At 34.8% G+C, this 14,201-nt stretch carries 8 protein-coding genes; 6 read left to right on the top strand and 2 right to left on the bottom strand.

Annotated elements, in window-relative coordinates:
• Window positions 1-196 precede the first annotated feature (196 nt).
• The 5 genes from AC07N0_RS17985 (at window position 197) to AC07N0_RS17965 (ending at window position 9,306) form a co-directional block, all read left to right on the top strand.
• A complete protein-coding gene (locus AC07N0_RS17985; RefSeq protein WP_494590297.1) occupies window positions 197-886 on the top strand; it encodes an RNA polymerase sigma-70 factor in 690 nt (229 codons plus the stop codon).
• Window positions 887-1,020: 134 nt separating this feature from the next.
• Window positions 1,021-2,028 carry a FecR family protein gene (locus AC07N0_RS17980; RefSeq protein WP_494590296.1) on the top strand — a complete coding sequence of 336 codons (1,008 nt, stop codon included), beginning with the start codon at window positions 1,021-1,023 and terminating at the stop codon, window positions 2,026-2,028.
• A gap of 72 nt (window positions 2,029-2,100) precedes the next feature.
• Window positions 2,101-5,436 (top strand): SusC/RagA family TonB-linked outer membrane protein, encoded by a 3,336-nt coding sequence (locus tag AC07N0_RS17975; RefSeq protein ID WP_494590295.1) that lies wholly within the window; start codon window positions 2,101-2,103, stop codon window positions 5,434-5,436.
• Window positions 5,437-5,463: 27 nt separating this feature from the next.
• A complete protein-coding gene (locus AC07N0_RS17970; RefSeq protein WP_494590294.1) occupies window positions 5,464-7,143 on the top strand; it encodes a RagB/SusD family nutrient uptake outer membrane protein in 1,680 nt (559 codons plus the stop codon).
• Between the two features lie 267 nt (window positions 7,144-7,410).
• Window positions 7,411-9,306, top strand: a complete 1,896-nt coding sequence (locus tag AC07N0_RS17965; RefSeq protein ID WP_494590293.1) for a pectinesterase family protein — start codon at window positions 7,411-7,413, stop codon at window positions 9,304-9,306.
• A gap of 84 nt (window positions 9,307-9,390) precedes the next feature.
• On the opposite strand, the gene AC07N0_RS17960 is transcribed toward AC07N0_RS17965, so the two are convergent.
• A complete protein-coding gene (locus AC07N0_RS17960) occupies window positions 9,391-10,140 on the bottom strand; it encodes a hypothetical protein (protein WP_494590292.1) in 750 nt (249 codons plus the stop codon).
• 143 nt (window positions 10,141-10,283) lie between these two features.
• Here AC07N0_RS17960 and AC07N0_RS17955 point away from each other — a divergent pair, with 143 nt between their 5' ends.
• Window positions 10,284-12,230 carry a heavy metal translocating P-type ATPase gene (locus AC07N0_RS17955; RefSeq protein WP_494590291.1) on the top strand — a complete coding sequence of 649 codons (1,947 nt, stop codon included), beginning with the start codon at window positions 10,284-10,286 and terminating at the stop codon, window positions 12,228-12,230.
• Window positions 12,231-12,273: 43 nt separating this feature from the next.
• Here the strand turns inward: AC07N0_RS17955 and AC07N0_RS17950 are convergent, their stop codons facing one another.
• Window positions 12,274-14,172, bottom strand: a complete 1,899-nt coding sequence (locus AC07N0_RS17950; protein ID WP_494590290.1) for a M48 family metallopeptidase — start codon at window positions 14,170-14,172, stop codon at window positions 12,274-12,276.
• Window positions 14,173-14,201 lie beyond the last annotated feature (29 nt).

Genomic DNA, 14,201 nt, shown 5'->3' with positions numbered 1-14,201 from the left:
ACTAGTCAGGGACTTAAGTCCCTGACTAGTGATAAATTTTTTCTTATTTATTTCCCTATCTTTTCCTTCAATTCTTCCAATTTTAAAATTTTTTCAAAAAAAATCTCCAAATGACTAAGGGGTTTTTTGATAGATTGTGTCTTACCTTTATATACGATAGAATAATTCAAAGAATTTTTTGTTAAAATCATAGCTTATGAGTCCCTCAAAAATACATGAATCCATTGATGAATTAAGTAATCTTACGATTCCTCAGATAAAAGCTTTAGACGAGGAAGCACAAGATATTACACTTGAAGGGAAAACTGCGTTCAATGATTCTGAGCTTTTTATTCGTAAGGCATTTGAGGAATCTCCACAAAAAGGTTGCGAGATGTTGTTCAGGCGTTATCATAAAATTCTTTGTAGCCATGCGGTGCGTTTTGTGTATTCAAAAGAGCTTGCAGAAGACTTGGTAAGTGAAGTATTTTGTAGATTTTGGAAAACAAAAGCCTACCTCACTATCACTTCTTCTTATCGTTTTTATCTATTTAGATGTGTTCGGAATGAGGCTTACAATCACATTCGGTCTGAATTTAAACAGTTAGATGAGCTTGATTCTGCCATCCATTTTGAATCAGCCCTTGGACAACGACCTGATAGCATCACGCAATTTGAAGAAGTATTCCATCAGGTAGAAGAATTAGTAGAATCGCTCTCACCACAATGTAGAAAAGTATTTCTGTTAAATCGATTTGAAGGAAAAAAATATCAGGAAGTCGCCACCGAATTGAATATTTCTATTAAAACCGTTGAAGTTCATATTGGTAAAGCATTGGCAATTATTCGGAAAGGATTAAAGGAACATTGGTTAATTAGTATTGTCTTATTCCTAATGCAGCGTTAAAGTCGGGTCATTCATATCCTGATTATAAATGCTTCAACAAGATAAAACTAAGGGGATTTTTTAAAAATAGTGTCTTAATAATATAGACCAACTTCTAATACTATTATCCGATTCTATTAAAGTCTTGAAATACAATGAAACTAGAAATAACATACGAATTAATTTTTGACCATTTTGCTCGGAAGACCTCACCTTTGCAACGCAATCTTATTGAAGAATGGCTAAAGGATGAAGCCAATGAGGAATTGTATTATCAATGGCTAGAAGAATGGGAGAAAAGACATCCGCAGTATTTAGCTGAAAGCGATGAAGCTTTGACTGGTTTTACTAGTTTTATCAAGAGTAATCCTCACGACGAATTGCTTGATGAAGAAGAAATAACTGAACTAGTATCAGAAAAGAATAATCGTCGAAGAATGAATTGGCTAATTGCCGCTTCAATTGTATTGCTGATAGGTTTAACGGCTTTTATTTTTCAAGATAAAATTATCTATCAAAACTACCAGACTACTTTTGGAGAAACACAGTCTTTGGTTTTGCCAGATGGTAGTAAAGTAACCCTTAATTCAAATTCATCACTTCGTTTACTTCGCTGGGGTTTTGGCCAAACTAACAGAGAGGTTTTTTTAAACGGAGAAGCTAATTTCTCAGTAAAGCATACGGTTGACAATCAGAAGTTTATCGTAAAGTCTGCTAATAATTTTGAAGTAGTTGTTCTAGGTACTGAATTTATGGTGTATGCTAGAAAAAGAGGCTCAAAAGTTATTTTGAATAAAGGCAAAGTTCAGTTACGTTATCAAGAAGGAAAACTAAGCAAAAATGTAATGATGAAGCCAGGTGAATTGCTAACACTGGACCGCCACAATCATATACAAATCAAAGAAACTGCCGAACCACAAGCCTATTCGGCATGGGAAGAGAAACGCTTTGTTTTTGAAGAAACTACCTTAGAAGAAGTCGCCTATTTATTAGAAGAAAATTATGGATTACAAGTAGAAATAAAAGGTTCAGAGCTTTCAAAAAGAGTGCTGATGGGCTCGTTCAGGGCAGAAAATGTAGATGAACTTTTAAAATCAATCTCAGAATTATTAAACATTAATGTGGTCAGACAAGGAACACATGTGCAATTGTCGGAATATTAAAAACATTTTCTAAAAACATCTCCTCCATTTATTATGAAAAAACGATTACAAAAAGCCTCAAAAATGGGGCTTATGGTCACTCTCATGCTTCTTGGTAAGCAAATAGGTTTGTCGCAAGCCCTTGCTATGGTGCAACAAATGCCTCAAAATTCGCAGGCAGAAAGAGCTCCTTCATCTAGTAAGAAACTTAAAGATGCTTTATCGGAATTAAAAAACCAGTATAAAGTAGAAATCATGTTTGAACTAAAGACGGTTGAACGCTACATGGTTCAAGCTGGAAGCATCAATAATAATTTGAGTATCGAAAAAAATCTCGACCATTTACTTTCTCCATTCGGGCTGACCTATAAAAAAGTAAACAAAACTTCTTATTTGGTTATGGACGGAAAAAAAGAAAAAGGAAGAGGTGATTCGGTAACGCCCTCTTCCGAGAATATTTCCAACCAGAAAAGTGTAGAACTTAATAATACGGCTAATAATTCCGTGTCTGATGCACAAGCCGAAAGTGTAGCCATTGTAGAACAAACCGTTTCAGGAAAGGTAATTGATGAAAAAGGCATGGGGTTACCCGGTGTGAATATTGTTATTAAAGGAACAAATAAAGGAGTAAACTCAGATGCGAATGGTAATTATAAAATAGCAGTACCAGACGACAAGGCAGTTTTGGTATTCAGTTTTGTAGGTTATACAAATAAAGAAGTTTTAGTAGGTGGCCAGAAGAACATCAACGTTTCTTTACAAGTCGATGACAAAACCTTGAGTGAAGTAGTGGTAGTAGGGTATGGTACTGTACAAAAGAAAGATTTAACGGGTTCGGTTTCAGTATTAAAATCTGCTGATATCGTTGCTACGCCAACGAGTAATGCCTTAGAATCATTACAAGGAAAAATTGCAGGGTTAGATTTAACCAGAAACGATGGTCAAGCAGGGTCAACACTGAGCTTTACTTTACGTGGAAACCGTTCATTAAGTGCTTCTAACTCACCTTTGATTTTAGTAGATGGTGTACCTTATAGTGCCTCTGCATTAGAAATTAATCCATCGGATATTAAAACGATGGTGGTATTGAAAGATGCCTCTTCAACCGCTATTTATGGTACACGTGGGGCAAATGGAGTTATTTTGATTACAACCAACAGTGGAACATCAGGCAAAACAAAAATCTCATTTAGCTCATATTATGGTGTACAAGACAATGCTGGCTTAGGAGCTATCCAAAATGGTGAAGAATATGCTACTTTCAAAAGAGAGGCGTTCCGCACCAGAGGAATTACGGATGATGCAGCCATATTTAACCCTGAAGAATTAGATGCTATCAAAAACCGTAAGTTTGTAGACTGGCGAGGAGAAATCTTAAAGAAAGGTTCTATACAAAATCATGAAATTTCGTTGAATGGTGGTAATGAAAAAACAACTTTTAATATTTCATTCGGTGCTTATGGCGAAAAAGGGTTGTTTAAAAATGATCAATTGACCCGTTATAACGGAAGTGTGGGCATTAATCATCAGTTGTTCCAACATGTAAAAATTGGTTCGAAGATTTTCTATACTTATCGCGATAACGACATCCGACAAGATCCTTTGAATCAGGCCAATAAAATAAATCCTTATGGTACTCCTTACGATGCTAACGGAAATATTATTATTTATCCTATAGCTGGACAAAGCTTTAACATTACGCCATTGGCTGATGAAGTGCCAGGGGTTTACACCAATAATTTATTAGAAAAAAGGATTTTTAATGCTTCGTATTTAGACTGGGAAATTATCAAAAACCTTACATTCAAAACGTCTTTGGGGCTAGATATTCAGAATAGTAGAAGAGGATATTACTATGGTGCTCAAACCATCACTAGGGCTGGCAATATTTCTCAATCAGGTATAGAAAGTGCTAATGTGTTAAATTATACATGGGAGAATACTTTGACCTACCTTAAAACCTTGGGTAAACATGATTTCAATTTCCTATTAGGAAACAGCTTTTTAAGTCGTTCTACAGAATCATTCTCTGGAACAGGTTTCAATCAAGTATCAGAGACTACTACTTTTTATGATTTAGGGGCAAACTCAACGCAAGTAGCTATTAAAAGTGGTTTGGTAGAAAGTACCTTGGAATCGTTCTTTGGCCGTGTAAACTATCAATACAATAACAAATATTTATTGAGTGCCAGTTTAAGAGCCGACGGTTCATCAGTATTGGCAGCGGGTCATAAATGGGGATACTTCCCGTCGATAGCATTGGGTTGGAGAATCTCTGAGGAATCTTTTATGAAAAATGGCTCATTGTTCACTGATTTAAAATTAAGAGGTAGTTATGGTATTTCAGGAAACTCAGCGATTTCTCCTTATCAAACCTTGGGTGGTTTAGGAAAAGTAACTTATTCTTTCGGCGAAACGGCAGCTTATGGGTATTATCCTAAGGCGATTTCAAACCCTAATCTTTCATGGGAAACGACAGCAACCACTAACATTGGTATTGACTTTGGTATCTTGAATAATAGAATAAGCGGAGCAATCAATTACTACCAAAGTAATACTAGCGATTTGTTGATGCAACGTGTTTTACCTAATACTTCTGGTTACACAAGCGTGTATGAAAACGTAGGAAAAACAGCCAATAAAGGGTTAGAAATAGAAATTTCAACGTTAAATCTTGTAAATCAATCACCCAAAGGTTTAAAATGGTCAACTGATTTTACCTTCTCGACCAACAAAGAAGAAATCGTAGCATTGACAGGTGGTGCTGACAGAGACTTAGGAAATGGTTGGATTGTTGGTCAGCCTACCCAAGTATACTATGATTATAAAAAAATTGGTATCTGGCAATTAGGACAAGAATCAGAGGCAGCAAAATATGGTCAAGTACCAGGCGATATCAGGGTTCAAGATGTAAATAATGATGGAAAAATCACACCAGATGCCGATAGAATGGTAGTAGGGACACCTCGTCCAAACTTTAACCTTGGGGTAAATAATAACATCAGCTACAGAAATTTTGATTTATCTATCTTCTTTTTTGCTCGTGAAGGACAAATGATTAAAAGTGAAGCAAGTGGCAATTATAAGATTGATGGTAGAGAAAATGGTCCGAAAGTAGATTATTGGACTCCAGAGAATCCAACGAACGACCATCCTCGTCCAGATATGAACAAAAACCAAAACAGTACTTATATGAGTACGCTATATTATGTAGACGGTTCATTTTTGAAAATCAAAAACATCTCTTTAGGGTACGAAATACCTTCACAAATAAGCAGTAAATGGGGCATCTCGAGAATTAGAATTTACACAACCATGAGAAACTACTTTACATTCAGCAAGTTAGCACCATACGATCCAGAGCGTGGTGGAAGTTTGGCTTTCCCAATGACAAAGCAGTTGATATTCGGTTTAAATGTTAATTTTTAATTTATCGATTTTTTAAATACCAGCATCATGAAAAAGATACTCACATTCGTTATAGGCGTTGTAGCTTTCGGGCTATCGTCATGCTCAGATTTTTTAGATGAAACCAATAAAAGTGGACTAACAGGCGATACTTTTTATGCCACCACTACAGGAATAGAATCATTAGTAAACAGTACTTATACGCCATTACGTTTTTGGTATGGCAAAGAAGGCGGTGCTACCATGACAGAGTTAGCTACCGACCTTTTTCTAAAAGGAGGTGACTGTCATCATCCAGAAATTGCCGATATGAGCGCCAATTTTAATAGCCAAAGTCCTATTATACAGGTATATTGGAGTAGGCTTTATGCGGCAATCAACTATTGTAATACTGCTATTGAGAAAATACCAACTTCTCCTCTACCAGAAGCTACTAAAAAATTGCGTTTAGGGGAAGTATATTACCTAAGAGCGATGTATAATTGGCTCATTGTTGAAACGTGGGGTGGCGTGCATTTATCTACCAAACCAACAATAGGCGTACAAACTACCTCTACTAGAAGTTCTGTAGATGAGTTTTACAAAGTAATATTTGCTGATTTAGACCTAGCGATTGCTAATCTTGGCGGACGAGTTAATCATGAAGGCGGACGAGTAACCAAACCTGCTGCGGAAGCATTCAAAGCAAGGATGTTATTAACAAGAGGACTGAATGCAGAAGCAGCAGCTTTGGCAAAAAAGGTAATTAGTGATTATAATTTCAAATTATTCAGTGATTATACAGCCCTTTGGGATATTAATAACAGTGAAGGTTCAACTAATTCAGAAGTAATATTCTATGTAAATTATTCTGCTGATAATCTGTTAAATCCTGCAGATTTAGAATTTGATGGAAACTCTACTGCCAACGCTTTCAGACCTGAAGGAGGAAATCAATTACATTTAATGTTTACGCCTCGTTATGATTTCCACGCAGGAATGATTTTGGATATTCCAAATAGTATTGGTTTTCAACGTTATGCCTGTACCAGAAGATATTTAGAGCTTTTCAATAGCGATATTGACCAACGTTATGATGGTACTTTTAAAGAAGTGTGGAAAGCAAACGGCGGTCAGATTGGCGTTTATACCAGTATGATTCAGGGCGATACCGCTGTATATTGGAGTCATAAAGCACTTTCATCGGCTTTTAAAGCAAGTAAAGCTAAAAAGTATGAGTTGAAAGACATCAACGATTTATATAATCCAGACCAATCATTAGTAGATTTCCGTAATTTTATCGAAATGCATAAACACAACAGCACGACGGATAGAACAGCGATTTTTGAATTTAGAAGTAAGAGAGACGCTTTCGTAACGAGAATTGCCGAAATGTATTTGATTGCGGCGGAAGGAGAAATGAAAGCAGGTAATACTGCTGAAGCGGTAAAATACATGAATCTATTAAGAACAAACCGTGCTAAACCTGGACGTACTGCTGATATGCAAATAACTGCTAGTCAATTAAACATTGATTTTGTATTAGACGAGCGTGCTAGAGAATTAGGAGGTGAATTATTACGTTGGTTCGATTTAAAAAGAACAGGTAAGCTAGTAGAATATATTAAAGCTTATAATCCGAATGCTAAAAGCAATATCAAAGATTATCAAGTATTAAGACCTATTCCACAGTCACATTTAGATGTTATTACTAACAAATCTGAGTTCCAACAAAATCCAGGTTGGTAAGGTAATGGTGATTTAGTGAGTTGTGAATGAGTGATTAACAGTCAACTAAATATATTATAATTTACCTTTCTATTATCTGGCGAATTAATTCGTCCGTTAATAGAAAAGTAAAAATCAGTTGGTAAGCAATTTTCGTTTATCAACTGATTTTATGTTTAAAATAGGTAATGTTAAAACTATTCATAAAAACCCTTTGGATAAACATTAGTTTTCAGAATATTTAGTCTTTATAATTTAAGTATTTTTCGATTTACCTACATAACTTTTATGAGAACAAAACACAACTATATTTTTATACTTTTACTATGCTTGATTTCCTTTTTGGGGAATAGTCAAGCACTAAAAATTCAGCATGATTTAGTTGTTGCTAAAGATGGTTCGGGAGATTTCAGATACATTCAAGATGCCATCGATGCTGTTAGGGTTTATCTTCCCAATCAAATTACGATTCGTATCAAAAAAGGTATCTATAAAGAAAAAGTGACTATTCCGAGTACACTAAGCAATATTGCTATTATTGGGGAAGACAGTACTATTATTTCCTACAATGATTTCTCGGGTAAAGGGAAAATGGAAACCTTTGATTCTTATACTCTAAGAGTATTGGGTAATGATATTACCTTAGAAAACCTTATCATAGAAAATACTGCTGGGAGAGTAGGTCAGGCAGTGGCTTTGCACATTGAAGGTGACCGCTGTGTGATTAAAAAATGTAGTTTTTTAGGTAACCAAGATACAATTTTTGCGGCAGGCGATAATTCACGACAACATTTTGTAGACTGCTACATTGAAGGTACTGTTGATTTTATCTTTGGTCCAGCCACTGTTTTATTTGAAAACTGTATTATTCATAGTAAAACAAATGGTTATGTTACCGCTGCTTCTACCCCAAAATGGGTGAATTACGGGTATGTTTTCAAAAACTGTAAACTAACGGCTTCGGCAGATGTCAACAAAGTATATTTGGGTCGCCCGTGGAGAAGTTATGCTAAAACGGTTTTTATCAATTGTCAACTAGGTAAGCATATTTTACCAGAAGGATGGGACCCTTGGGGAAAAGTTGAAAATGAAAAAACAACCTTTTATGCCGAATATGGAAGTACGGGAGAAGGAGCAAAAACTGATGCTAGGGCAAGATGGACGCATCAGCTTTCTGAAAAACAGATAAGTGAATATACGTTAGAGAACATATTTTCAGGCAATCCAAATCTAGCATTAAATGCTTTCTGGCATCAACCCGCTCATTTTGGCATTACGGGGAAAGTTGACACTTCATATAGTAATTATAGTGCTTATTTGAATAGTAAAAAGTCTCATCCTGTTACTGAGATTGTTCCTGAAAAATCACTACCGAATGTCTTAGAAAATAAAGGAATAACCTACGGAAAAATTGGGAGTAGAGCATTATTGCTAGACGTTTTCTCCCTAAAGAAGAAAGGCGAAAAACCATTACCAGCTGTTATGATTATTCATGGTGGCGGATGGCGCACAGGTAATAGGACACAGCACTACCAATTAGCAAGGAGACTAGCTGAACAAGGTTATGTATGCTTTACACCAGAATACAGGTTATCCACAGAAGCACTTTATCCAGCAGCTGTTTATGATTTAAAAACGGCTCTTCGTTGGATGCGTGAAAATGCCGCTGAATGGAACATTGATGTTGACAAAATTGCAGTTTTAGGATTTTCAGCAGGAGGGGAATTAGCGTCGTTTATGGGCGTAACGGCCGATAATCCAGTCTTTGAAGGAACGAATGGTAACTTAAAATTCTCTAGCAAAGTACAAGCAATCGTGGATATTGATGGTACACTTTCTTTCGTCCATCCAGAATCTGGAGAAGGCAATGATTCAAAAGGCACGTCAGCGGCTACTTATTGGTTTGGTTACCCTAAAAAAGATAATCCTCAACTTTGGGATGAAGCATCACCATTATTCCATGTTGGAGCAAATACCCCTCCGACACTCTTTTTAAATAGTTCTGTAGATAGAATGCACGCAGGTAGAGACGATTTTCGGAAGGTTTTAGATCAGCATCATATTTATTCAGAAGTACATACTTTTGCAGATGCCCCACATTCTTTTTGTTTATTCAATCCTTGGTTTGAACCAACGGTAAAGTATATTTCGGCATTTTTGAAGAAGACTTTAGTGACAAAATAGGTTTAACCTATATTTATTAAACACTTAGAATAATTTTTTTCTATTAGGGTGCTTAAGTCGCACCCTAATAGAAAAGTTTAAAAATCAAATCTTTCTCTTCCGTTCATTAACAGCCTTAGCACTAACCCCAAAAAGTATAAAACCTGACAAAATAGTTAATAATCCAAAAATAGAAAAAGCACGTAACAAGTAATTGGAAATATTATCTCTGCCTTGAAAATCCATCGTGTGTAGCATCCACAGAAAATCAAAAATTCTCCAGTGTTGATTCCTAAATTTCTGAACCGTTCCTAATGCTGTAGCTACATAAATCGTCGTTTTACTAGGGTGCTCAAAAGTAATAGCATAGGCAGGTAAGGGCTGTTCGCGATATTCATGATGACCATTGGTAGTAGTTAAATATTCAATTTTACTAACTTTTGCTTCCTCAATAAAACTTCTTTTGGCTATTTCAATAGCCTCAGATTTTGTTAATACTCCACGAATCTTTCCTGTTTCAGCATCGGCTAATTTGATTTTCTTGCCTCTGTCATGTTGCCGTGAATAAACAATCTGATAGGTAGGTTTCCCTAAAATCTGTACTAGTTTAATATCAAAAATATAATTGATAGCATCTGTTTGTTTTATTTGTTGAATAACAGCCTGCGGATTTGCCAGTCGAATATTAGCACTTAAGGGATGAATATGTGCTTTTTGATGGTCACCATGAATATCATCCATATCCGACCAGCTAAAATATAATCCCCCAATCGTCCAAAACAGAAATTGAATTCCTAATACTAAGCCTAAATAACGGTGAATTTTACGAATACGAAAATGGAAAGATTTTTTCAAAACATTATATTTTAGAATTTATACTAAACACTAGATATCATTTAAAATTAATCAAATTTGCTTTTTGTCTCCCTGTTGCACTACATTTTTATCTACTTTTATCGCATCGTTAGTTTTTAAATGAATCATCAACCTTACTTTATATGTGCGACCAACATTCAACAATAGATAATCATCAACACGACCATGATGAAAATGATGAACACCATCATCATGAACATACCCACAGCGAAAATGCAGATTGGCAAGAATATTTGCCCTCAATTATTTCACTTGTACTATTATTATTAGGAATAATTTTCGATTATTTTGATTTAAAATTCTTTCAAAATTATCTGCGCTTAGGTTGGTACCTATTAGCTTATTTACCAGTCGGATATCCAGTTTTGAAAAGTGCTTTTAAAAGTATTCAGAGCGGTGATATTTTTAATGAATTTTTCTTGATGGGCTTAGCCACCATCGGAGCATTTGGGATAGGCGAATATCCAGAGGGTGTTACCGTAATGCTATTTTATACCATTGGTGAATTATTTCAGGGAGCTGCTGTAAAACGAGCTAAAAGCTCAATCAAAGCTTTACTAGATATACGTCCTGATAAAGTTTCTGTAAAACAAGATGGTAAAATCATCGTAGTAAATCCTGCAAAAGTAGCTATTGGCGAAATCATACAAGTAAAAGCAGGAGAGAAAGTTGCTCTTGATGGCATCCAAGTGTCTGACTATGGTGCTTACAATACCGCAGCTTTAACGGGCGAAAGTGTGCCAGAAACCAAGAAAAAAGGCGATAGAGTGTTAGCTGGAATGATTAACTTGGATACCATAAGTGATATTGAAGTAACAGCAGTTTTCAAAGATAGCAAGCTCTCTAAAATCTTGACAATGGTTCAAGATGCTACTGCTAGGAAATCTCCAACACAATTATTTATCTCGAAATTTGCCAAAATTTATACCCCAATTGTATTTGTCTTGGCAGTACTGATTACTCTTTTGCCTTATTTTATAGTAGAAAAATATGTTTTCGGAGAGTGGCTTTATCGAGCTCTGGTATTTTTAGTAATTTCTTGTCCATGTGCCTTGGTAATTTCTATTCCTTTAGGATACTTTGGCGGTATTGGAGCAGCATCACAACATGGTATTTTGTTTAAAGGAGCCAATTTTCTAGACATCATGACTAAAGTAAACGTTGTGGTAATGGATAAAACAGGTACGTTGACAAAAGGTGTTTTCAAGATACAGCAAGTAGCCATCATAGATTTTGATGAAAGAAAAGCCTTAGAATTACTTGCTTTATTAGAAAGTAAATCATCACATCCAATTGCTAAGGCCATTGTTGAATTTGTAAAACCCACCCTTCCTGAAAGTACGTTAAGTAATTTCCAAGAAATTTCTGGTTTTGGTTTGAGTGGACAAATAGAAGATAATCAAGTACTAGCTGGCAATTTAAAGCTTTTGGAAAAATACAATATTGCTTTTCCCGAAAACCTTCGAGAAATTCCAGAAACCATTGTTGTGTTAGCTATCAATACAGTATACGTTGGGTATGTTTTAATTGCAGACGAAATTAAAGCGGATGCTCATAAAACTATTGCTAACTTACAAAAGCTTCATATCAAGACAGTGATGCTTTCAGGTGATAAAGCATCTGTTGTTGACAAGGTAGCTAAAACATTAAACGTCAGTGAAGCCTATGGTAACCTAATGCCAGAAGATAAGGTAACTAAATTACAAGCACTACGAAATCAACAAAATACAATCGCTTTCGTAGGAGATGGTATCAATGATGCTCCTGTAATTGCCTTATCTGATGTAGGAATTGCGATGGGAGGGATGGGTTCTGATGCAACAATAGAAACAGCAGATGTAGTCATTCAAAATGACCAACCTTCCAAAATCGTAACAGCCATTCATATTTCTAAAGCTACTAAAAAAATAGTTTGGCAAAATATCTCATTGGCTTTTGGCGTAAAAGTTTTAGTACTTATTTTAGGTGCAGGAGGCTTAGCAAGCATGTGGGAAGCTGTTTTTGCTGATGTTGGAGTGGCACTTATGGCTATTCTAAATGCTGTTAGAATACAAAAGATGAAGTTTTAATGCAAAAACAGAGGGACTATCACAATTGATAGTCCCTCTGTTTTTATTTGTGATTTACATAAAGCTTTTCTTTAAAATCTAACAGGCTTTTCTTTTTCACAAAAAATGTTTTTCCTAATATAAAGCTATATTGTTGTACACTTGAATACAAAATATCTAAGGCTGTATTATCATACTCGGGTGTAGTAAAATAAATCCAGTCTTTTGAAAGGTAATTGGTTAAATTATCTTTGATTTCATCTGTAATAACGGACTGATAAACTTCTTCTTTGAACATTTCATTTAATTGTTCTTTAAAAATACTTTCAGACTTTTTTAAAGAAAGCATTTTTTCTTCTATTATCTCAAAAGGAGTAGTTTGACTTATAAAGGCTGCATCATTCATCAGTTGTACATATATTTCGTACTTAGCATCATAGTTTTTATCTAAATTAAAAAAGTCCATATACTGTTCTATATAATTTTTTTCCAATCCTTGTAGCTGAGCTAAGCTTAAAAAATATTGAAATATAGTTTTATCATTTTCCAATACTTGTTCTTTTAAAACCGATAACTCTTTTTCTAAAACAGGTATCAAATCATCACAGTCATTAGCCGAATATTTCACACCATCATAATCAAAAGATTTAATGATGAACTCTTCATTTTTAATCTGCTTAAGTGTATGAATGTCTGATTCTGTTGCTATTGCTGTATAAACTAAATCAACAGCTTGATTACTGAATATATCTTCAAATTTAATAGCTATAGTAAGTGGTTGATTAACTAGATTTTCTATGTCGAAATAAGACGGATTCTTATTGTCGTAATAACTATTGAAAATAATATCGAAAGAATTAGCTTTATAATCTTTAGTATACGTTTCTATAAATTGTTCTGCCTTTTCATTAGTTACCTCAGCATTATAAGAAATAACATCAAAAAGTTTATTAGTTATTTTTTCTTGAACACTATCAATAGCGTTAAATAACACAGATGCTTTCTGAGTATTATCCTCTTTTGTGCTTATATTCAATCGCTTTAGCGCCTCTATTCTATCTTCGGTATTAGGATGAGAAGCCCATTGATTTTTAATGACTAACTTAGTTTTATTGAATCGATTAAAATGTTCAAGGTTCACTTGAGGTAGTTCATCCTTTGTAGGTAATTTACTTTCTTCGGCAAGAAAATTCATTACAAACTGGTGTTGAGGATAAATATTGGTCGTTTTTATAGCCTCAGGAATTTTATCGTTATAATAATTTAATACTACATTGTAAGAATGGTTTGCTAAATCTAATCTCAATAAAGCTGTAATTAATGGTTCTGACCCTGCCACATTAGCCGCTACTTCATCAGCATGAAATTCCATTTCTCTCGACAAGCTCATATAGCTTAAATTCACAATATCATATACTTTCCTAAGTATCCATTGTATTCCCTCGACTATCTTAAAGGACAATCCGACAAAGAATGTAAAGTAGCTATGAATATTCCCTAGCTTCTGGGCCAAGGCTTCAAAAGAAGTATTTTCATAAAGTAAATTATAAATTACCTGATTTACATTATACACATAACTCCCGACTTTCATAGTTTTCTGCGAAAAATGTCCGAATTCATGGGCTAAAATCGCCTTAAATTCATCAACAGAAACTGCGTTTACCAAGCCTATACCGATTTGTAAGTTTTTCTTAATTGGGAAAAACATACTCCAGAAGCTAGAATCATAAAAAACACTCGCATTGACATCAGACGATAAGTAAATCTTTTTAGGAAAGTCTGTCTTTACTTCATCGACTATTGCTTGAATAAAATTAAAAAGTACGGGTTCTTGTTTAGCTGTAATTTCAACAAGATGAGAGCGGTCAACAACATTTTTCTTGAAAATAAACTTAAACAGAAAAATAAGCACTAAAATACCCATAATAATTAAACCCGCTCCAACTAGAATAGTTAAAAACATAGGTTTGAATGCTATCAACGAGATACCAC

It is taken from the genome of Arcicella sp. GW821-FHT09D11 (genome assembly GCF_059416265.1).
This window is presented reverse-complemented; position numbering and strand designations above follow the sequence as displayed.